The organism is Burkholderia sp. THE68 (genome assembly GCF_009938265.1).
Classification (GTDB): domain Bacteria; phylum Pseudomonadota; class Gammaproteobacteria; order Burkholderiales; family Burkholderiaceae; genus Caballeronia.
Window position 1 is genome coordinate 46,401 of the sequence record NZ_AP022315.1, and the last position, 21,250, is coordinate 67,650.

At 63.6% G+C, this 21,250-nt stretch carries 20 protein-coding genes; 12 read left to right on the plus strand and 8 right to left on the minus strand.

The window, feature by feature from the left end; translation table 11 throughout:
• The first annotated feature begins 188 nt into the window (after nucleotides 1-188).
• Genes BTHE68_RS36705 through BTHE68_RS00225 form a run of 3 tightly spaced genes read left to right on the plus strand, consistent with a single transcriptional unit; the run spans nucleotide 189 to nucleotide 1,770 of the window.
• The gene (locus BTHE68_RS36705; protein WP_286202778.1) at nucleotides 189-731 is read left to right on the plus strand and encodes a PAAR domain-containing protein; all 543 of its coding nucleotides are present in this window, start codon (nucleotides 189-191) and stop codon (nucleotides 729-731) included.
• A gap of 2 nt (nucleotides 732-733) precedes the next feature.
• Nucleotides 734-1,459: a peptidoglycan recognition protein family protein gene (locus BTHE68_RS00220; protein WP_162064629.1), complete on the plus strand. Its 726-nt coding sequence runs from the start codon at nucleotides 734-736 to the stop codon at nucleotides 1,457-1,459.
• Nucleotides 1,456-1,770, plus strand: coding sequence for a hypothetical protein (locus BTHE68_RS00225; protein WP_162064630.1), 315 nt, complete (start codon nucleotides 1,456-1,458; stop codon nucleotides 1,768-1,770). Before BTHE68_RS00220 ends, BTHE68_RS00225 begins: the two co-directional genes overlap by 4 nt.
• Nucleotides 1,771-1,827: 57 nt before the next feature.
• Here the strand turns inward: BTHE68_RS00225 and BTHE68_RS00230 are convergent, their stop codons facing one another.
• The 4 genes from BTHE68_RS00230 to metX are packed head-to-tail and all read right to left on the minus strand — an operon-like array spanning nucleotide 1,828 to nucleotide 5,821.
• Nucleotides 1,828-2,703, minus strand: coding sequence for a M48 family metallopeptidase (locus BTHE68_RS00230; RefSeq protein ID WP_225936180.1), 876 nt, complete (start codon nucleotides 2,701-2,703; stop codon nucleotides 1,828-1,830).
• 35 nt (nucleotides 2,704-2,738) lie between these two features.
• Nucleotides 2,739-4,025 (minus strand): AmpG family muropeptide MFS transporter, encoded by a 1,287-nt coding sequence (locus tag BTHE68_RS00235; protein ID WP_162064632.1) that lies wholly within the window; start codon nucleotides 4,023-4,025, stop codon nucleotides 2,739-2,741.
• A gap of 45 nt (nucleotides 4,026-4,070) precedes the next feature.
• On the minus strand, nucleotides 4,071-4,679 hold the full coding sequence (gene metW / locus BTHE68_RS00240) for a methionine biosynthesis protein MetW (protein ID WP_162064633.1): 609 nt from the start codon (nucleotides 4,677-4,679) through the stop codon (nucleotides 4,071-4,073).
• Entirely contained in the window at nucleotides 4,676-5,821 is a 1,146-nt protein-coding gene (gene metX, locus BTHE68_RS00245; protein ID WP_162064634.1) for a homoserine O-succinyltransferase MetX, read from the minus strand. Before metX ends, metW begins: the two co-directional genes overlap by 4 nt.
• 45 nt (nucleotides 5,822-5,866) lie before the next feature.
• Here metX and BTHE68_RS00250 point away from each other — a divergent pair, with 45 nt between their 5' ends.
• The 3 genes from BTHE68_RS00250 to BTHE68_RS00260 are packed head-to-tail and all read left to right on the plus strand — an operon-like array spanning nucleotide 5,867 to nucleotide 6,713.
• Nucleotides 5,867-6,088, plus strand: a complete 222-nt coding sequence (locus BTHE68_RS00250) for a hypothetical protein (protein WP_162064635.1) — start codon at nucleotides 5,867-5,869, stop codon at nucleotides 6,086-6,088.
• 26 nt (nucleotides 6,089-6,114) lie between these two features.
• Entirely contained in the window at nucleotides 6,115-6,396 is a 282-nt protein-coding gene (locus BTHE68_RS00255; RefSeq protein WP_061174246.1) for a type II toxin-antitoxin system Phd/YefM family antitoxin, read from the plus strand.
• Entirely contained in the window at nucleotides 6,393-6,713 is a 321-nt protein-coding gene (locus BTHE68_RS00260) for a type II toxin-antitoxin system RelE/ParE family toxin (protein WP_162064636.1), read from the plus strand. Before BTHE68_RS00255 ends, BTHE68_RS00260 begins: the two co-directional genes overlap by 4 nt.
• On the opposite strand, the gene BTHE68_RS00265 is transcribed toward BTHE68_RS00260, so the two are convergent.
• Complete coding sequence (locus BTHE68_RS00265) at nucleotides 6,699-7,451, minus strand: pyrimidine 5'-nucleotidase (protein ID WP_162064637.1); 753 nt, start codon at nucleotides 7,449-7,451, stop codon at nucleotides 6,699-6,701. The two genes, BTHE68_RS00260 and BTHE68_RS00265, sit on opposite strands and share 15 nt — an antisense overlap.
• Before the next feature lie 49 nt (nucleotides 7,452-7,500).
• Nucleotides 7,501-8,400, minus strand: coding sequence for an acetylglutamate kinase (gene argB / locus BTHE68_RS00270; RefSeq protein ID WP_162064638.1), 900 nt, complete (start codon nucleotides 8,398-8,400; stop codon nucleotides 7,501-7,503).
• A gap of 112 nt (nucleotides 8,401-8,512) precedes the next feature.
• Here argB and BTHE68_RS00275 point away from each other — a divergent pair, with 112 nt between their 5' ends.
• The 5 genes from BTHE68_RS00275 (at nucleotide 8,513) to BTHE68_RS00295 (ending at nucleotide 14,196) form a co-directional block, all read left to right on the plus strand.
• On the plus strand, nucleotides 8,513-8,767 hold the full coding sequence (locus BTHE68_RS00275; protein ID WP_502710560.1) for a cysteine-rich CWC family protein: 255 nt from the start codon (nucleotides 8,513-8,515) through the stop codon (nucleotides 8,765-8,767).
• A 103-nt stretch (nucleotides 8,768-8,870) separates the two neighbouring features.
• The gene (locus BTHE68_RS00280) at nucleotides 8,871-10,169 is read left to right on the plus strand and encodes an ATP-binding protein (protein WP_162064639.1); all 1,299 of its coding nucleotides are present in this window, start codon (nucleotides 8,871-8,873) and stop codon (nucleotides 10,167-10,169) included.
• Between the two features lie 43 nt (nucleotides 10,170-10,212).
• Nucleotides 10,213-10,755: a response regulator transcription factor gene (locus BTHE68_RS00285; RefSeq protein ID WP_061174250.1), complete on the plus strand. Its 543-nt coding sequence runs from the start codon at nucleotides 10,213-10,215 to the stop codon at nucleotides 10,753-10,755.
• Between the two features lie 430 nt (nucleotides 10,756-11,185).
• On the plus strand, nucleotides 11,186-12,745 hold the full coding sequence (locus BTHE68_RS00290) for a methyl-accepting chemotaxis protein (protein ID WP_162064640.1): 1,560 nt from the start codon (nucleotides 11,186-11,188) through the stop codon (nucleotides 12,743-12,745).
• Nucleotides 12,746-12,894: 149 nt separating this feature from the next.
• Nucleotides 12,895-14,196 carry a solute carrier family 23 protein gene (locus tag BTHE68_RS00295; RefSeq protein WP_162064641.1) on the plus strand — a complete coding sequence of 434 codons (1,302 nt, stop codon included), beginning with the start codon at nucleotides 12,895-12,897 and terminating at the stop codon, nucleotides 14,194-14,196.
• A gap of 36 nt (nucleotides 14,197-14,232) precedes the next feature.
• Here BTHE68_RS00295 and BTHE68_RS00300 read toward each other — a convergent pair whose 3' ends face one another.
• Complete coding sequence (locus BTHE68_RS00300; protein ID WP_162064642.1) at nucleotides 14,233-15,882, minus strand: Na+/H+ antiporter; 1,650 nt, start codon at nucleotides 15,880-15,882, stop codon at nucleotides 14,233-14,235.
• A 325-nt stretch (nucleotides 15,883-16,207) separates the two neighbouring features.
• On the opposite strand from BTHE68_RS00300, the gene BTHE68_RS00305 reads away from it, so the two are divergent.
• Entirely contained in the window at nucleotides 16,208-17,527 is a 1,320-nt protein-coding gene (locus tag BTHE68_RS00305; RefSeq protein WP_162064643.1) for an EAL domain-containing protein, read from the plus strand.
• On the opposite strand, the gene BTHE68_RS00310 is transcribed toward BTHE68_RS00305, so the two are convergent.
• Nucleotides 17,528-21,106 carry an indolepyruvate ferredoxin oxidoreductase family protein gene (locus BTHE68_RS00310; protein ID WP_162064644.1) on the minus strand — a complete coding sequence of 1,193 codons (3,579 nt, stop codon included), beginning with the start codon at nucleotides 21,104-21,106 and terminating at the stop codon, nucleotides 17,528-17,530.
• Between the last annotated feature and the right edge of the window lie 144 nt (nucleotides 21,107-21,250).

Genomic DNA, 21,250 nt, shown 5'->3' on the forward strand with positions numbered 1-21,250 from the left:
CAAAACACATCAATCGTGAAAATTCGATGCGTGTGGCGACTTTCTGTGTTTCCCGAGTACGAAAACCCCGAAGGTGCATATTCTTGAGCGGTCACGCTTGATGTGATCTGCGCTCGGAACGACTGCGTCTGCCATTGCTTCAAAACGAAGCAACGGCGTCAGTTGAATAGTACGAAGGGGGAAAATAAGTGCGAAAGGCCGCTGTACGAGACGGAGATTCGACAACCACTGGAGGACGCGTGTTCGCGTCTGGATCCCGAATCAACGACAAGGGAAAGAGAGTTGCGCTCGACGGCAACGACGCAACGTGCGGAAATTGCGAAGGCGTTTTCAAGATCCTCGGCACGGGACGAAACGTTTCCAATGCCGGCCGAAACGTCGTCCTGGACGGCGACGAGATCTTGTGTCCTTGCGGGAAGAATCGAGCGATCGTCGGAAGCAATCCGGGCGTCTGGCTGAAACGTGCAGGACCGCAGATTCCCGAGACGCTCGCCGAGAGCGGCATGTCTGATGGCAAGAAACATGGAAGCTGGGTTCGCGTACGAGATAGCGAAACTGGTGAACCGCTTTCGGGCCGCCCTTTCATTGCGCGGGTGGCAGGCATTGAGCAGTTCGGCACGACGGACGCCCTGGGCTACGCGAGAATCGAAACGGACGATGAACAGGCCGTGCAGATTCACGTCGTGTTCTCCTCTCCTCGACGCGCCTTGAATCCGACGAGAGGAGATTGACGTTGGCTGCTGACTACAACATTGAGCATTGGACATCGACGCGCACGAACGCGGGGAGCATGCGCGAAGACGCCATTGTTATCTCGGTCAATAACCGCGCTGCGACACGTCAAGCGATCATCAATCGCGTTCGTGGCAGTGGTATGAATTTTGTGGAGCGCTCGGATTGGGCTGCGCATAAGAATCGCCCGGAACGAATGCGCGATGACTGGAACTATACGAAGATCGCCATTCATCACGCCGGACGTAGCTTTGCTTGTGGCCCTGCTGCGCTCCAATTGCAGGACATTCAGGATCTGCAAATGAATCGGTCGAAGGCCTCAAGCGACGACATTGGCTATCACTACGCTTTGGATTGCGTCGGCAACGTCTTCGAAGGGAGAGACATCCGGTTCAAAGGCGAGCATTTGCACAACTTCAACACGGGCGTGATCGGCATTGTCTTACTAAAAGATCTAACCGATGCCGGCGAAGGCAACGATCATGTTGCGCAGGTCAGACAACTCTTCGCCAAGCTTGGTTTCAGCAAACGTCCGAAGGTGCCGGATGCACAAGTGCGGTCTGTCCAGACGTTTAGCGCCATTCTGAGAGACTTCTTTCACATCGATACGCTCGGAGGTCATCGCGAGTTTCCGGGGCAACTCAATGAAGGGAAAATCTGCCCGGGAAACGTCGGTCTGGAACTCGTGAAGAAATTGCGGAGATCGACCGGAATGAGCGCGCCATGAATACCAGACAGAAATTGCGATTGCTTTTCTCCGCAACTTGCGCTCTCACTGTGACGGCTCTATATACGGGCTTTGTGAGGTCGTATCTGGATCACGAAGTACAGACGACTTTCTTCATCAAGCGCTATCCGACGCTTCAAATGGAGTTTTACGATCCCTTTGCGAATGAGGGCGACGATGTGCCAGTTGAACAGATGTCTTCGTCCGAACGTGCCCGCTTTGGCGACTATTGCAAATATCGCTTTGGAATTGTCTCGGATAGCACTCGATCGCTTCAGGACTGCAAGTCGAAGATTCCGCCCTATCTGTAGTTTGCAACCGAATGACTCGAAGAGGCGACGCACAACTCGCAATGGGCACGAGCGAGCTCACCGCCCGGACTTCTTGAACCGCCCCATCCCCGCATAGTTGGGCAACTGATCGATAGTCTTGCCGACCGCCTTCGCATAAAGCGGCATCATGTCCGACATGCGCTTGAGCAGATCCTGCCTGCGGTCCGGCCCATACGGATGCAGCCACACGAAGCCGTCGTCCGCGCGCCGCGTTCCCGAATCGATCTTGTTCCACAACGTGACGGCCGCGCGCGGATCGTAGCCCGCGCGCGAGGCGATCTCGCTGCCGATTACATCGGCTTCGGTTTCGTCGGCGGGGGAATAGCGCATCGACAGCAATTGATCGCCGATATCCGGCTGTTGCGACGCATAGTTCGAGAAACCGAAAAGCTGCGGCATCGTGCCCGCGCTCAACTGCGCCGCCTGCTGTCTGCCGAGCCGCTCGCGCGCATGCTCGCGCAACGCATGCGCAATGTCATGGCCGATCATCATACCGATCTCGTTGTCGTTAAGACGCAGCTTGTCGATGAGCCCGCTATACACGACGATCTTCCCGCCCGGCAGGCACACCATGCGCTCCTCGGGCGACTTGATGACGTTGATTTCCCACTTCCAGTTCTTCGCGCGATCGTTCCACTTGAGCGCGAACGGAATCTCGTGATTCGCAATTTCGCGCACGCGCTTCACGAGCGGGTTGTTATCGGGCAGCAGCGTCTTGTTGCGCTCGGCATCGTGGATGACCTGCCTGTATTCGTCGGCGGACTGCGCTTCGAGCGTCGCGGGCGGAATCAGATTGCGAAACAGCGCCGTGTTGCCGAAGCGGATCTGGTTGTTCGGCGCGGAGTAGGGCGGCGGCGTCTTCTGCTCGTCCTGGGCATGCGCGAACAAAGGCGCGAGCGACGCCAGTGCCATTGCGCAAACCGAGGCGCGAAGCTTGCACGAAACCGTCATCGTTGAGTTCTCCAGGGCGCGATTTTCGGCAACAGTAACATGCCCGGAATGGACAGCGCGACGCAGATCAGGAAGTACGAAAACCATCCCGTTTCATTCACGATATAGCCGCTGCCCGCCGCGGCGAACGTGCGCGGCACCGCCGCGAGGCTCGTGAAGAGCGCGAATTGCGTCGCGGTGTAGCGCGGGTCCGTCGTGCTCGCGATATACGCGGTGAAGGTGGCGAGCGTGAGGCCCGTCGCGAAGGTTTCGAAGCCGTACAGCACGCCGAGCGCCAACGGCGACGGCCCGATCTTCGCCAGCCACGCAAAGCCCACCGTCGCGACGATCTGCAGAATGCCGAAGATCCACAGTCCGCGCGCGATGCCGATCTTCACCAGCGCGATGCCGCCGAGCAAACCGCCCGCGATGCTCGCCCAGAACGCGACCGCCTTCGCGATCACGCCGATCTGTGCAAGCGAGAAGCCAACGTCGATGAAGAACTTCGTCGCGAGCGCGGTCGCCATCGTGTCGCCGAGCTTGTACAGGAAGATGAAACTGAGCACGAGCAGCGCCGCGCGCCAGCCATCGCGCGTGATGAATTCATGAAACGGCTCGACGATCGCCTCGCGCAGACTTTTCGGCGGCGCGCCGTGAATCGCCGGCTCCTTGACGACGAGCGTCATGATGAGACCCGGCAGCATGAATGCGGCGGTAATCAGAAATACGGTCTTCCACGGCAGGAAGGTCGCGAGAATCAGCGACAGCGAACCGGGCACGAGACCCGCGACCTTGTACGCATTGACGTGCACCGCGTTGCCGAGCCCCTGTTCGGTATCGGCGAGCAGTTCGCGGCGATAGGCATCGATGACGATATCCTGACTCGCGCTGAAGAACGCGACGAGCGCGGCCACCGCCGCGACGGCCCACAGATTCCGCTCCGGCGAGAAGAACCCGAACGAGCCGATCGCCACCATCACGAGCACTTGCGTGAGGAACATCCAGCCGCGCCGTCGGCCGGGAGTCCAGCCCGGAAAGCGCGGAATGTAACGGTCCATCAGCGGCGACCAGACGAACTTCCACGTATAGGGAAGTCCGATCAGCGCGAACAGGCCGATCTCCTTCACGTTGATGTGCGCGGTCGTGAGCCACGCCTGCAACAGGCTGTACAGCGTGAAGAGCGGCAATCCGGACGTGAAGCCGAGAAAGACGCAAATGAGGATGCGCTTGTTGAGAAACGCGCGCCATCCGGGATGATTTTCGTGAGCAGTTAAAGCGGGCGCCTCGTGTGGCGTATCAGGCATGTCGTATAGCGGGCAGTTGTCGATGCGCGAGCGCGCCGGTCATCGTTACCGGCGCTTCACGCGATAGACCGCAAGACTACCACGCCAGTTCGCGCCCCAACGGACCGTCTGCCCGTCGTGCAGCGCGACGCGGTCCAGAATCTCGATGCCGACTTCCGGCGCGAGCGCCTCGAAATCCTTGATCGTGAGCACACGCACGTTCGGCGTGTTGTGCCACTGATACGGCAGCGACTTCGACACCGGCATGCGCCCCTGAATCACCGAAAGCCGATGCTGCCAGTAGCCGAAATTCGGAAACGACACGATGCATTGACGCCCGACGCGCACCGTCTCGCGCAGGATCGCGGCGGTTTGATGAATCGTCTGCAGCGTCTGCGAGAGGATCGCGAAATCGAAACTGTCGTCTTCGAAGAGACGCAAACCGTCTTCGAGATTCTGCTGGATCACGTTCACGCCTTTTTGCGCGCACGCGAGCACGCCGGCATCGTTGATCTCGATGCCGTAGCCCTTCACTTCGAGCTCTTCCCCGAGCAGCGACAGCAGCGAGCCGTCGCCGCAGCCGAGATCGAGCACGGTCGAGCGCGGTTCGACCCAGCGGGCGATCGCGCGAAAGTCCGAGCGCAGCGCGAGCGAATCGAGTGTGTGCTGGTTCATGCGCCGATCTCCGTGGCAATGCGTTCGTAATAGGCGCGCATGAGATTGTGATAGCGCGCGTCGTCGAGCAGGAAGGCGTCGTGGCCGTGCGGCGCGTCGATTTCCGCGTAGCTCACCGTGCGTTTGTTGTCGAGCAGCGCCTTGACGATTTCGCGCGAACGCGCGGGCGCGAAACGCCAGTCCGTCGCGAAGCTCGTGATGAGATATTTCGCCTGCGTGTTGGCGAGCGCTTTCGTGAGATCGCCGTCGAAGGCTTTCGCGGGATCGAAATAATCGAGCGCGCGCGTGATGAGCAGGTAGGTGTTCGCATCGAAGTATTCGGCAAACTTGTCGGCCTGGTAGCGCAGATACGACTCCACTTCAAATTCGACATCGAAGTTGAAGTTGTACGCGTCGAGCGCGCCTTCGGCACGGCGCAGCGCGCGGCCGAATTTCACGGCCATGTCGTCATCCGACAGATACGTGATATGGCCGATCATGCGCGCGACCCGCAAGCCGCGGCGCGGCTTCACGCCGTGCGCGTAGTAGTCGCCGCCGTGAAAATCGGGATCGGAGAGGATCGCCGAGCGCGCCGTTTCGTTGAACGCGATGTTCTGCGCGGAGAGCTTCGGCGTCGATGCCACCACGATGCAATGCGCGAGCCGCTCCGGATACATCATGCTCCACGCGAGCGCCTGCATGCCGCCGAGACTGCCGCCCATCACGGCCGCGAAGCGCTCGATGCCGAAGCGGTCCGCAAGACGCGCCTGCGCGTTCACCCAGTCCTCGACCGTGACGACCGGAAAGCTCGCGCCGTACGGCTTGCCCGTGGCGCCGTCGATGCTCATCGGCCCGGTCGAGCCGAAGCACGAGCCGAGATTGTTCACGCCGATCACGAAGAAGCGGTTGGTGTCGAGCGGCTTGCCCGGCCCGACCATGTTGTCCCACCAGCCGACGTCCTTCGGGTTATCAGCATGAACACCCGCGACGTGATGTGACGCGTTCAGCGCGTGACACACGAGAACGGCGTTCGAGCGCGCGGCGTTGAGCTCGCCATAGGTTTCGACGACGAGTTCGTAGTCGCCGAGCATCGAGCCGTTCTGCATGGCGAGCGGCTCGGTGAAGCGCAGTGTTTGGGGAGTGACGATGCCGATCGATTCCATTCATTCCGCCTTTGACCAAGCGGCTAAACGGTGTCGGCGATGCGCGTGAATACAGCGATGGCGCGGCTGACGACCTCTTTAGCCGCATTTATAGTGAACCTCGGCAATGCAGCCCTGAGGTTCGCGCGCCCGCAATCGAGTCAGCAAATCGGCGCGTCTGTGATGTTCGAGAATATCTCGTTAGCGGTGAAGTATAGCGGAAATCGTCATAACGCCGCCATGTCGGCCATCTTGGATATGGCCCGCTTTTGCGTCTATATTGTCTAATCGTCTCGTCTTGCCAAGAAACGGAAATGAAACCGAGCCGGGTCAGACCGCTGAGTCACCTGAAGAGCCGCGCGGCCGAGATGATCCGCAACGTGGTCGAAAGCCGCGAGCCGATGCTCATCACGCAGAACGGCGAAGGCAGGGTGGTCGTGCAGGACGTGCAGTCGTATGAGGACGTGCATCAGACCCTCGCGTTGCTGAAGATTCTGGCGATGGGACAGAAGACCATCGAAGCCGGTCAGTGCACGAGCGCAGCCGATGTATTCGCCGAGATCGAGCGCATGGACCGCGCGGAAGGCATCAAGTGAAGACCGTCTTTCTCGATCCGGTGCGCGAGGATTTGCAGGATTTCCGGCGCTACGTCATCAACAAGTTCGGCGGCACCGCTTGGGCCGCGACGCGCAACCGGATTGCGGACACCATCGCCGAAATAGAAGCCGCGCCGCGCAACGGCGTGACGCCGCCCGAACTCGTCGACTTCCGCATGTCGGGCTATTACGAAGTCCCGAGCGGCACGATCCGCATCATCTACAAGATCGAGGGCGACACGATCTACGTGCATCTGGTCGTCGATGCGCGCTCGGACCTCGAAGACATCCTCGCGCGTCGCTTATTCCGAATGTAGGCGCCGCCCATGCGATGACGTCAGCGCGCGCAGCGAGCGCACGGTGCGATCGACGTAATGCGGCCTGCCCACGCCCGGCAGACGCACCGACAACCCGCCGCCCGACGTTTTCGCGACCGGCAGATGCCCGACGATCCACACCGTGCGAATCCCCAGCCGCCGATAGCTCTTCAGATGCCCGCGCGTGTCCTCGACGAGAATCGCGTCCTCGAGACGCACATGCGCGCGGCGCATCGTACGGCGCAGCATCGGCGCATCGGGCTTGGCGCGCCAGTGGCTGCCCTCGCGCATGTCCTCGATGGCGATCACGCGCTCGAACAGCTTCGCGATGCCGAGTTCCGCGAGCACGGTGCGCGCGTAGAGCGTCGGCGCATTGGTGAGCACGATCTTGCGGCCGGGCAGCGCGCGCAGGATCCGCGTGAGGCCGCGCTCGGCGCGCAGCATCGACGGCAGATCGGGGAAGGTGTGAACCTCGCGCAGGAAGTCCGCCGGATCGATGCCGTGATGCCTGACGAGTCCGAGCAGCGTCGCGCCGTAGCGCACCGTATAGCCGACGCGCAGCCGGTTCGCCTCGTCGACATCGACATTCAGGCGATCCATGATGTATTGCGTCATCCCGCGATTGATCGCCGGAAAAATCGCGTGTGACGCGTGATGCAGCGTGTTGTCGAGATCGAAGAGCCAGACGGGGCCGCGCGCCTTGACGCGGCGGCGGCGGGACGGGCGATGCGCGGTCATATATGAAAACGCCCGCGCATTGGCGGGCGTCGAAGGATCGGGAGAAAGCTCAATGCGAGCGGATCATCGTGCCGAACGGCTGCTCGGTCAGAATTTCGAGCAGCACCGAATGTTCGATGCGGCCATCGATGATGTGCACCGAGCGCACGCCGCTCTTTGCGGCATCGAGCGCGGAGGAGATCTTCGGCAACATGCCGCCGGAAATGGTGCCATCGGCGAAGAGGGCGTCGATCTCGCGTGCGGAAAGGTCGGTCAGCAGATTGCCTTCCTTGTCCATCACGCCGGGGATGTTCGTCATCATGACGAGCTTTTCGGCGTTCAGCACGACGGCGAGCTTGCCCGCGACGAGGTCAGCGTTGATGTTGTACGAAAGGCCGTCTTCACCGAAGCCGATCGGCGAAATGACCGGAATGAACGCGTCGTCCTGCAGCGCCTTCACCACCGCCGGGTTGATCGCATCGACTTCGCCAACCTGGCCGATGTCGATGAACTGGCCCGGATTATCGCGATCCGGCATCAGCAGCTTGCGCGCGTGGATGAGGCCGCCGTCCTTGCCCGTCAGACCGACCGCCTGACCGCCGAAATGATTGATCAGCGTGACGATGTCCTGCTGCACCTCGCCGCCGAGCACCCATTCGACGACTTCCATGGTTTCTTCGTCGGTGACGCGCATGCCCTGAATGAAGGTGCCCTGCTTGCCGATCTTCTTGAGCGCCTGGTCGATCTGCGGGCCGCCGCCGTGCACGATCACCGGATTGATGCCGACGAGCTTCAGCAAAATGACGTCGCGCGCGAAGCCTTGCTTCAGGCGCTCTTCGGTCATGGCGTTGCCGCCGTATTTGATCACGACCGTCTTGCCGTGATACTGACGGATATAGGGCAGCGCCTCGGCCAGGATTTCAGCCTTCAGGGTCGGCGCGATTTGCGTGAGGTCGGGTAGCTCGGACATGGCGGCAAATGAGGCGAGGAGCGTTTAAACACGCCGAATTGTACAGGACTGACGCATTGCAGCAGGACGAATTGCCGCGCCGGCGCCAACGTTTTCCGGCAGGTGCGCCGGCATGCGATCATCGTTCAGGCAGATCGATGACAGGATGATGAACGACTTCCCCGAAACGAACGAGCGTGAAGCGCCGGGCTCGCTGATCTGCGCGCGCTGCGGCACGCCGTTTCGCTGCGGCGCGCGAGCGGGCGATCCCGCCTGCTGGTGCGCGACGCTGCCCGCACTGCCGGCCGAGCACTTGCGGCCCGGCGTGAGTTGTCTGTGCCCGGCGTGTCTCGCGGCCGAAATCGAACGCGCCGAGCGCGCGAAATAGCGCGCGCCAAGGTGCGACAAATCGCGCCAGATGCCGCAGCTAGCCTGATGCAAGCGGGATAATGTCGCATGAAGCGTGATAACGCAGTCAGGCACTCAACCAGATGCATCGCATAACCAATACCGGACGGGTCAATCTCGGTCATCTCTTCTGGCTTCGCTCGCTTGCGATCATCGGCCAGCTGACGACCATCGCTGTCGTGCAGATCTTCTTCGGCGCGAAGCTTCCGCTGCCCGCGATGCTGCTCGTCATCGCGCTGGAGATGATCTTCAACGGCCTCACGTGGCTGCGCGTCGCGCGGGCGCGGCCGGAGACCAATCTCGAACTGTTCGGCCAGATGTGGGTCGACCTCGGCGCGCTCTCGGCGCTGCTGTTCCTCTCCGGCGGCGCGACCAATCCGTTCGTCACGCTCTATCTGCCGTCGCTCGCGATCGCCGCCGCCGTGCTGCCGTGGACGATGATGACCTGCCTCGCGCTCTTCGCCGTCGCCTGTTACGCGCTGCTCAGCTACAACTACGTGCCGCTCAATATCGAGAATCCGGCCAATCTCTTCGATTATTTCCGCACCGGCCTGTGGGTCAACTTCATGGTGAGCGTCGGGCTGATCGGCTGGTTCGTCGCGCGCATGTCGCGGGCGCTGCGGGTGCGCGACGCCGCGCTCGCCGATGCCCAGCAACGCCATCTGCGCGATGAGCGCGCCGTCGCGCTCGGCGTGCAGGCAGCGACCGTCGCGCACGAAATGGGCACGCCGCTTTCGACCATCGCGATGCTGTCCGAGGAATTGCGCGACTCCGCCGCTCACGACAAAAACCTCGCGCCCTACGCGGCCGATTTCGAATTGCTCGAACAGCAGATGGCGCTCTGCACCTCCGCGCTCGCGCGTCTGCGCAGCCGCGCGACGGGACCGTCGAGCCGTCAGGCGCTCGACGAATGGCTGCCGAGTTTCATCGAGCAATGGCGTCTGCGGCATCCGCAGGTGAAATTCGCGCAGATCGACCGGACGCCCGCGAACGCGTCGATCGACGATGCGGTGGCCGTCGGCCAGATCCTGACCATCTTGCTCGACAACGCCGCGCGCGCGAGCAGCGAATCGGTGACGCTGCAGGCGTCGGCCGAAACCATCGATCAACTGGATTACGTGCGCTTCGACGTGTGTGATCGCGGCCCGGGCATTCCGCCCGCGCTGCGCGCCACGCTCGGCGCGGGGCCGGTCGACAGCACGCAGGGCGGCCACGGCGTCGGGCTTTACCTGGCGTTCGCGGCGGCGGCGCGGCTCGCAGGCTCGATCGAACTGATCGACGGCAAGCCGCGCGGCACCTGCGCGGTGTTGCGCCTGCCGAATCGCGGTGCGGTCGCGGCGCCGGCGCAGGCGGCAAGAACTGAACGAAGCGGCGCGGCCTGAACTCGAACACAGGCTCGCCCGAGCGGCATTACGGAGAAAAACCATGAGCGATACCAACTTTCTGATCATCGACGACGACGAAGTGTTCGCCGGCATTCTTGCTCGCGGCCTGACGCGGCGCGGCTTCACCCCGCATCAGGCGCACGACGCCGACGAAGCGCTGAAGCTCGCGAACCAGCACAAGTTCGGCCAGATCACAGTCGATCTTCACCTGGGCAACGATTCCGGCCTGCGGCTCGTCGCACCGCTGCGCGATCTTCAGCCCGATGCGCGCATTCTCGTTCTGACCGGCTACGCGAGCATCGCGACAGCGGTGCAAGCGGTGAAGGACGGCGCGGACAACTATCTGGCGAAGCCGGCGAACGTCGAGACGATTCTCTCCGCGCTGCACGAGCAGGCGAGCGAGCAGACCGCCGAGGAAGCGATCGAGAACCCGACGCTGCTCTCGGTTGCGCGGCTCGAATGGGAGCATATCCAGCGCGCGCTCGCCGAGAACAACGGCAATATTTCGGCGACTGCGCGCGCGCTCAACATGCATCGGCGCACGCTGCAGCGCAAGCTGGCGAAGAAGCCGGTTCGGCAGTAAGACGGGAAGCTGGCGGAGAGGGGCGGCGCGGCCTGGAACAGGCGGAAGCTCAAAAAGCGGCGCCCCAAAAAAAGAACCGCCCAAGCCGGGTGCCAAGGGCGGTAATCGGAGAGTTTCAACGACTACATGCGCGAACATGGAACACGCACATGGAAAGCATACGTTCCAGCGTTGCCTGTCCAAATAAGAAAACTCCCAATTAAGAATTCACCTAGTTTTTCTGCTTTCTAGCAGCGATCTGCCGATTTCTTTCGGCTGCTCTTCATGGACCTTTCGCCGATATTCCGGCGTCCATTCTCAAGTCGTTATCCCGCTCATACGCGCTCAAGAAAATCGAGCCGAGCGCCGTAATGCCACTCTGTGCGCGAACCGCGGTTTGCGCTGCGCCGGCCGCGGACGTCGTCTGCGGGGCGCGACAGAGGAGACATCGATGAAATGGTTTGACCGCCTGTCCGTGCTCAGCAAGCTGTTGCTGTCTTTCGCGGTCGTGATTCTGTTCACCGCGTGCGTGGGCGTCACCGGCGTGGTATCGCTCGCGAAAATGAACGGACTGATCGAGGAAATCGGCGATCGTCACATGGACGGCCTGTACTGGGTCGAGGAAGCCAACAAGCACAAGCTCAACACGGATCTCGCCGCCGCCAACCTGACTTTCGCCGACGATTCCGGCAAGGACAAGCTGAAGGAAGGCATGTCGGCTTCGCTCGACAGCATGCACCGCGCGTTCGAGCATTTGCGCCCGACGATGCGCTCCGCCGAGAGCATCGCGCTCTACGACACGGCGAGCAAGTCCGTCGCCGCATGGGAAGACATTGTGCTGATGCAGATGGGCAAAAAGCCGATGCCGATCGACGTCGACCAGATGGGACTCATCGCGCGCGCGATCGCCGCGAGCGAGAAGGCGCGCGATTCGCTCGAGCGTCTCGCCGACTTCAAGAGGAAACGCGCGACCGACGCGCGCCACGACGCGGCATCGGAATATGAAACGATGCGCGTCGTCATGCTCGCGCTCGTGTTCGGCGCGATGGTCGCGGGCGCGCTGCTCGCGGCGCTGATCGGACGGCGTCTTTCCGCGCAACTGGGCGGCGAGCCGGCTTATGCCGCCGATATCGCCGACCGCATCGCGCGCGGCGACCTGACGACGCGCGTCGCCACGCGCCCCGGCGACGACACCAGCATGCTCGCGAGCCTCGGCAACATGAGCACGAAGCTGGCGGATATCGTCGGCGGGATTCGCCACTCTAGCGAATCGATTCTGTTCGCGTCGCGGGAAATCGCGCAGGGCAACACCGATCTGTCCCAGCGCACCGAAGAGCAGGCTGCGTCGCTGGAGGAAACCGCGTCGAGCATGGAGCAGCTCACGCAGACCGTGCGCCAGAACGCGAGCAACGCGGACGAAGCGAGCGGCCTCGCGCGCGGCGCGTCGGACGTGTCGGCGCGTGGCAGCGAGCTCGTCGGCGAGGTGGTCGAGAACATGCGCGAACTGGCGTCGGGCTCCAAGCGCATGACGGACATCATCGCCGTGATCGAGGGCATCGCGTTCCAGACCAATATCCTCGCGCTGAACGCCGCCGTGGAAGCGGCGCGCGCGGGCGAGGAAGGCCGCGGCTTCGCGGTGGTCGCGGGCGAAGTGCGCTCGCTCGCGCAGCGCAGCGCGATGTCGGCGAAGGAGATCAAGGAGCTGATCGAGGCATCGACGGCGCGCGTCGACAGCGGCGCGGCGCTCGCGGAACGCGCCGGCGCGACGATGGCGGAAGTCACGCAGGCCGTGCAGCGCGTGACGGACATCATGGCGCAGATCTCGTCGGCGTCGCACGAGCAGAGCACGGGCATCGAGCAGGTGAATCGCGCCGTCGCGCAGATGGATCAGGTCACGCAGCAGAACGCGGCGCTGGTCGAACAGGCGGCGGCCGCGGCGGGCGCGATGGCCGATCAGGCCGAGCAGTTGAAGGGCGCCGTTGCGGTCTTCGAACTGGATCGTGGCGCCTGAAAAGCGCGCACGTTTCGGGCGGCGGTTGGCGAAACGGTCGTAATATCGGCTCGCTTGCCACTCGAGGGTCCGCTCCGTACACTCGCGCCTGTTTTTCCAACAAGCGCGCCGCACGGACGGCGCCTCACCGCCGAGAAGGAGCCCCGCAGATGTCCGATTCCTATTTCCCGCGCTGGCCGGTCCAGGCGGATGCCGAAGCGGGGCGCGTCGTCGCCCCCGACGAGCGTCTGCCCTGGCCGCAGATGATCGCGATGGGCATTCAGCACGTCGTCGCGATGTTCGGCTCGACCGTGCTCGCCCCGCTCCTGATGGGCTTCGATCCCAATCTGTGCATTTTCATGTCGGGCATCGGCACGCTGCTGTTCTTCGTGCTGGTCGGCGGGCGCGTGCCGAGCTATCTCGGTTCGAGCTTTGCGTTCATCGGTCTCGTGATCGCGGTGACGGGCTACGGCGGACACGGTCCGAACCTGAACATCGGGGTCGCGCTCGGCGGGATCATCGCGTGCGGCGTGGCTTACGCGATCATCGGCGTGATCGTCGCGGCGGTCGGCACGAAGTGGATCGAAACGCTGATGCCGCCGGTCGTGACGGGCGCGATCGTCTGCGTGATCGGGCTGAATCTCGCGCCGATCGCCGTGAAGGGCGTGATGGGCAGCAGCTTCGAATCGTGGATGGCGCTCGTCACCGTGCTGTGCGTGGGCGGCGTCGCGGTGTTCGCGCGCGGCATGGCGCAGCGGCTGCTGATTCTGATCGGCCTCGCGATCGCGTACCTCATCTACGCCGTGCTGACCAACGGCATGGGCATGGGCAAGCCGGTGGACTTTGCGATCGTCGCGAACGCCGCGTGGTTCGGCATGCCGCATTTCACCGCGCCCGTGTTCCAGGCGCAGGCGATGACGCTGATCGCGCCGGTCGCGATCATTCTCGTCGCGGAGAATCTCGGGCACATCAAGGCCGTCGGCGCGATGACGGGCAGGAGTCTCGACAAGTACATCGGCCGCGCGTTCATCGGCGACGGGCTGGCGACGATCGCGTCGGGCTTCGCGGGCGGCACGGGCGTGACGACGTATGCCGAGAACATCGGCGTGATGGCCGTCACCAAGATCTATTCGACGCTCGTGTTCGTGGTCGCGGCGCTGTTCGCGATCGTGCTCGGGTTCTCGCCGAAGTTCGGCGCGCTGATCCAGACCATTCCTGGGCCGGTGCTGGGCGGCGTGTCGATCGTCGTGTTCGGCCTGATCGCGGTGACGGGCGCGCGGATCTGGGTCGTCAACAAGGTGGATTTTTCGGACAACCGCAATCTGATTGTCGCGGCGGTGACGCTCGTGCTCGGTACCGGGGATTTCACGCTGAAGCTCGGCGGCTTCGCGCTCGGCGGCATCGGGACGGCGACCTTCGGCGCGATCATTTTTTATGCGTTGCTGCGGCGGCGTGGGTCGGACGTGGTCTGATGCCTGACATCACGCGCGCCTGATGGCGCGCGTGCATTACCCGCCCGTCCCCCGCTTCCGGTTCACGATCGCCGTCTCCGACAGATCGATCTCCCGCATCAGCTTGTTCAACGTCTCGTCGTTTATGTGCTGCAGCGTGCGCAGTCTCAGCAACTCCGCGCGTTCGGCCCTGAGCGCCGCCATCTTCAGCCGCGTCTCCACCATCTCGCTCTTCTTTGCCGCCACGCGCGGTGCTTCTTCGTCGCCGAGCGATTCCAGACGGCGCCGGTACATGCCCATCACGCGCGCGGTCGAATCGGCGCAGCGCGCGGAGCCGGCTTCGTCCATCTGCTCGATCAGCACGTCGTGCGTTTCGTCGATCGCGCGAATCGCCGCCTGCGCCGCGCGGCGGCGCGCCATGCGTTCTTCCGTCGCGTGCGGATTGCGCTCGCGTTCGATGCCGCGCAGCATCAGCGGCAAGCCGACGACCGCGATCAGCAGCGACACCAGAATCACCGCCGACGCGATGAAAATCGCCAGATCGCGCCCCGGGAGCATCACGGGCAATGACAGCACGCCCGCGAGCGTCACGGCGCCGCGCACGCCGCCGATCGTCGTCAGCGCGAGCGTGCGAACGCCGGGCGCGGCGCTGTCGAGGCCCTGTTTCGCGGTCTTGCGCGCCGCGACCCAGCGCAGCGAATACACCCAGACGAAACGCAGCGAATAGAGCGCGACCAGCGTCGCGAGCACATAGCCGATCAACAGGCCGACTTGCTCGTTGCCGTCGTGATGCGCCTCGATCAGCGCCTGCCCGATGATGTGCGGAAACTGCAGCCCGAGCAGGATGAACACCATGCCGTTGAAGACGAATTCGATCATCGTCCAGGTGCTCGTCATGCGTACGCGCACCGCGCTCGGAATGCCTTCGCGCAGGCTTTGAATGTTCATCATCATGCCCGCCGACACAGCCGCCAGAATGCCTGAGCAGCCCACATGCTCGGCCATCACGTAGGCCGCGAACGGAATCAGGATCGTGAGGATCACGCCGGCGGCGGGGTCGTCGTCCTCGGAGAATCGCAGGAGACGCGACGGGATCTCGGTGACGGCCCAACTGATCGCCGCGCCGATCACGATCCCGCCTGCCGCGATGATGAAAAAGCTGATCGTCGCGTCGCGCAGCGAGAACACGCCCGTCAGCGCGGCGGCGATCGCGAACTTCAGCGCGACGAGGCCCGACGCGTCGTTCATGAGCGCCTCGCCTTCGAGAATGTGCATCAGGCCCGCCGGAATGCGGTTGCGCCCGGCGATGCCCGTCAGCGCGACGGCGTCGGTCGGCGAGAGCACGGCGGCGAGCGCAAACGCGACGGGCAGCGGCATCGTCGGGATCATCGCGTGCAGGAAATAGCCGAGCACGCCGACGGTGATGAACACGAGCCCGAGCGCGAGCATCAGGATCGCGCGGCGCTGCATGTAGAGCTCGCGCTTCGGAATGCGCCAGCCGTCCGCGAACAGCAGTGGCGGAATGAACAGGAGCATGAAGAGTTCGGGATCGAAGGTGACGTGCAGTGCGAAGCCTGGCCAGGCGAGGCACGCGCCGAGCGCGATCTGGATGAGCGGCAGCGGCAGTTTGATCGGCAGGAGGCTCAGGCCGAATCCTGAGAGCGCCACGGCCAGTAGCAGAATGAGGACGGTAAAGACGATTTCCATGGGTGAGCGCGCTGTGACGAGCCGAAAGTTTAGCCCTTGCGTGGGATGCGGGCAGCGGCCGCGTTAGCTGGGGTGTTATGGGATCCGGCGAAAACAAACGCACCGCGAAGGTGCATATTGCACAGACGATCGCCTGCCCACGGTGCACGCCACGGGCAAACCATCGACGAATCGCGCCACGCCGTGCGCATGGAGCTTGCTTTAGCGAAAGCTACGGGACATCCAGAGTCCCGGCGAGATCATCGAGGGCTGTTATGAAAATGGTATGGGACCGATTCGGCGCGGGTCCGCAGGGCAAGGGGAAAGTTCAGACGGGGGCATCGTCATGGTGATCGCGAATCCCGAGAAAGCGACGATTTCCGCACGCAGCTTCGAGCTCGGCGTGACGTCGGGGTTCGACCGCTATTCGGTCGAGCACGGCGACTTGACGCTGTCGAGCGTCTTTCAGCCGGTGTTCAGCCTGTCGCACATGCGCGCGGTCGGCTACGAGGGTTTGCTGCGCGCGCACGACGCGCTCGATCGCCCGGTGTCGCCGCTCGATGTGTTCGGGCAGGCATCGCGCGTCGGCGAAGCGTTGCAGATCGACCGCCTCGCGCAGGCGCTGCATCTCGAGAACTTCAAGATGCTCGGCGCGCAGACCGAATGGCTCTTTCTCAACGTGCATCCCGGCGCGCTGACCGAGCCGTATCACGCGGCCGCGCTGCTCGCGAATCTCAAGCGTCTCAACATCGAGCCGCGCCGCGTCGTGCTCGAAGTGCTCGAGCAAAGCGCGGAAGATATCGAGCGGCTCGCGCTCGCGGTGCAGCAGTTCCGCGATCACGGCTTTTTCATCGCGCTCGACGATTTCGGCGCGGGGCACACGAACATCGAACGGATCTGGCAGCTCGATCCGGATATCGTCAAGCTCGATCGCGTGATGCTCTCGCACGCCGGCCACAACGTGCACGCGCCGCTGTCGGCACGCTCGCTCAAGCAGCGGCAGAACATGGAGGCAGTGCTGTCGGGCATCGTGTCGCTGCTGCACGAAGCGGGCAAGCTCGTGCTGATCGAAGGCGTCGAGACCGAGCACGAAGCGCAACTCGCGCTCGCGAGCGGCGCGGATTTCGTACAGGGCTTTTTCTTCGCGCGGCCGCATCCGGGGCTGGCGGACGGCGCGCACGCGCAGACGGTCATCGGTGAGCTGACCGAGCGTTACCGCCTGCAGACCGAAGCGCGCGAGCGGCGCGTCGCGACGCGGCTGCAGCCGTATATCCGCGCGTTCGAGCGCGCGGCCGAGCGGCTCGCGGCGGGCGAGCCGCTCGAAGAAGTGTGCTGGAATTTCCTCGCGCTCGATAACGCCGCGCGCTGTTTCCTGCTCGATCAGAACGGCAGGCAGGCGGGCCGCAACGTCGTGCTGCGCGCCGACCGCGCCGCGCACGAGGCGCGCTTTCTGCCGCTCATGGATGCGCAGGGCGCGAACTGGCTGCGCCGCCCGTACTTCCGTGCGGCGCTGGGCGACCCCGAGCGCGTGCATGTGACGAAGCCGTATCTGTCGATCAACGAAGCGATGCCATGCGTCACGCTCTCCGTGGAGACGCGCGCGCAAGGCAAGCGCTGCGTGCTGTGCGGCGACATCGACTGGTTGCCCGACGACGACATCGAATAACTATTTCGCCACGACGACTGGTATCCCCTTGAGCGACGAAGCACCCTTCATCGTGTCGATGGCGGCGCGTACCGCATCGCCCGTCGCCGCTTCGATGCCGATGCGCGCGGCGATGTCGCGTTCGCTGCGCTTGACCATCGCGACGTTCGCGAGCTTCACGTGACCGTAGCCGCGCACCTTCTCGAACAGCGCGGCGAGCGCTTGCGTGTCCTTTGCGTTGTCGGCACTCACGCGAGACAAAGCGCGCGTCATCGTGATTTCGAAGTCGTCGGCGAGTTGGCGCTCCATGCGTCGTTCGAGCGTCCGGCCGAAGACATCGAGCGCGGTGCCGCGCAGCGCGCGCATTCTCGCGAGGCCACCGAACACCGGCCACATCCACTGGCCGAATACCTTCTTCTTCAGCGCGCCGCCGTTGGTCGAATGGGATAAGGCCGGCGGCGCGAGGTTGAACTTCACCTTATAGCTTTCACCCGCCGTGCCTTCGAATTGCGCGCCGAGCGCGGCGCGGAACGCCGGGTCCGCGTGCAGGCGCGCGACTTCGTATTCGTCCTTCACCGCGAGCAGCTTGTAGAACGAAACCGCGATGGCCCGCGCGATGGCTTCGTTGCCAGCCGCCGCGTTCACCAGCTTGCGATAGCGCGCGACATACTTCGACCCGCCGTAAGCAAGCAGACGTTCCTCGCGATCGCGGATCAGCTCGGGCAACGACATCCGGTCCATCACGACCCGTTTCGCCAGCACTTGCGCCGTCAGCGCTTCGAGCGCGGCCATGTCCGACGCCGCGAGACGGCCGATCGAAAACGCCAGCTTGTTCGCCGCGATCGCGACATTGTTCAGCTCGATCGCGCGCATCAACGCCGCGAGCGACAGCGGCACGAGCCCAAGCTGCCACGCGAAGCCGAGCATCAGGATGTTCGCGCCGATGGTGTCGCCGAGAAAGCGCTGCGCGAGCGCTTGCGCGTCGCAACTGCGCATGGCATCGCGCGCGTCGGGGCCGGCGGCGTGACGCATCTTGTCGAGCAGCGCATCCGCGTGAAGATTCGCTTCGGGGTTCTGCACGAAGCTCGCGTTCGGAATCGCGTGCGTATTCACGACGATCTTCGTGCGATCGTGCCGCACCGTCTGCAACGCCTCCGGACTCGCGCCGACGACCATGTCGCACGCGAGCAGCAGATCGGCTTGCTGCGTGTCGATGCGCACCTGATTCAACAGCGCGTCGGTCGCGGCGAAGCGCACGAACGACAGCACCGAGCCGCCTTTCTGCGCGAAGCCCATGAAATCGAGCACCGACGCGCTCTTGCCTTCCAGATGCGCCGCCATGCTGATGAGCGCGCCGACCGTCACGACGCCCGTGCCGCCGACGCCCGTCACGAGAATGTCGTACGGCGCCTGGTCGAGATGACCTTGCGGGAGCGCGAGCGCATCGACGCGGCGCGCGAGCTCGGCCGGATCGAACGCGTGGCCTTCGGCCTTCTTCAGCTTCGCGCCTTCGACCGTGACGAAGCTCGGGCAGAAGCCGTTCACGCACGAATAGTCCTTGTTGCACGAAGACTGATCGATGCGGCGTTTGCGGCCCAGCTCCGTTTCGACCGGCTCGACGGAAAGGCAGTTCGACTGCACGCCGCAATCGCCGCAGCCTTCGCAGACAGCTTCGTTGATGAAGAGACGCTTGTCCGGATCGGGAAACTCGCCTTTCTTGCGGCGGCGGCGCTTTTCGGCGGCGCAGGTCTGATCGTAGATCAGCACGGTGACGCCCGGCGTGTCGCGCAGACGGCGCTGCACGTCGTCCAGTTCGCCGCGATGATGGAACGTCGTGCCGCGCGGAAACTGGTCTTCGTGACCTTGATACTTCTCGGGTTCGTCGCTGACGACGACGAGCAGCGCGATGCCTTCCGCTTCGACCTGCCGCGCGATCTGCGGCACCGAAATGCTGCCGTCGACGGGCTGGCCGCCCGTCATCGCGACGGCGTCGTTATAGAGAATCTTGTACGTGATGTTCGTTTTCGCGGCCACGGCCTGACGAATCGCGAGAATGCCCGAATGGAAGTACGTGCCGTCGCCGAGATTCTGGAAGACGTGCGGCGTTTTCGTGAACATCGAATGCGACGCCCAGTCGACACCTTCGCCGCCCATCTGGATCAGACCGGTCGTGTCGCGCTCCATCCACGACGCCATGAAGTGACAGCCGATGCCCGCCTGCGCAACCGATCCTTCCGGCACCTTCGTCGACGTGTTGTGCGGGCAGCCCGAGCAGAAGTAGGGCGTGCGCTTCACCGCATCGGCGACATTCGAGAGGATTTGCGGCGCGACCAGATCGACGACCTTGTCGCGGCGATCCAGCGCGGGCTTGTGACGCGCGAGCCATTGCGCGAACACCGGCAGCACGCGCGACGGACGCAGTTCGCCGAGCGCGCTCAGAAGCTGCGCGCCGTCGCGCGCGTTCTTGCCGATCACGACCGGCCGCGCACCATCCTGGCGGTTGTACAGGTGATCCTTGATCTGCTGCTCGATGACCGGTCCTTTCTCCTCGATCACGAGCACTTCGCTCAAACCTTCGACGAACGTTTCCAGCCGCGTCGTTTCGAGCGGATACGACAGCCCGACCTTGTAGATACGCACGCCGGCGGCGTCGAGATCGTCGACGGTGAGTTCGAGGCGGCGCAGCGCTTCCATCAGATCGAGGTGCGCCTTGCCGCACGTCACGATGCCCACATTCGCGCGCGCGCTCGGCGCGATCCACTTGTCGATGCTGTTCGCGCGCGCGAAGTGACGGACGGCGTCGATCTTCGCGGCAAGGCGCGCTTCGATCGTCAGGCTCGGCAGATCGGGCCAGCGGTTGTGGAGGCCGCCCGGCGGCGGCGTGAAATCGGCGGGCGCCTGCCAGTCGGTGCGGATCGCGTCGAGATCGACGGTCGAGCCGGATTCGACCGTCTCCGAAATTGCCTTGAAGCCGATCCACGCGCCCGAGAAACGCGACAGCGCCCAGCCGTAGAGGCCGAACTCCAGCATGTCCGCGACGTTCGACGGATTCACCACCGGCATGTGCCACGAGATCATCGTCTGGTCGCTCTGATGCGGCATCGACGAGGACACGCAGCCATGGTCATCGCCTGCCACGACGAGCACGCCGCCATGCGGCGACGAGCCGTACGCGTTGCCGTGTTTGAGCGCGTCGCCCGCGCGATCGACGCCCGGGCCTTTGCCGTACCACATCGCGAACACGCCATCGACGGTGCGTTCTTCATCCGACTCCACGCGCTGCGTGCCGAGCACGGCGGTGCCGCCGAGTTCCTCGTTGATCGCGGGCAGAAAGCGCACGTCGTGCGACGCGAGCAGTTTCTTCGCTTTCCACAATTGCTGATCGACCATGCCGAGCGGCGAGCCGCGATAGCCGCTGACGAAACCGGCGGTGTTCAGGTTCGCGGCGCGGTCGCGTTCGCGCTGCATCAAAACGAGGCGCACGAGCGCCTGCGTGCCGGTGAGAAAAATGCGGCCCTTGGTGGCGCTCAGGTTGTCGCTGAGCTGGTAATCCGACAGCGCGGGAGGAAAAAATGCATCGGCGGGGACGCGCGCGTTCATGAAATCTCCAGAGTCTTTTTTGATATGCGGGGCAATGCGACATTCTTTGCCGACAAATGCGGAAAGTTTTTGCGCACTCGCTTCGATTCCGCTCGCATCGGAAAGCAAAGCCCTGATTTTCGGGATCGACGAGAGGAATTTTTC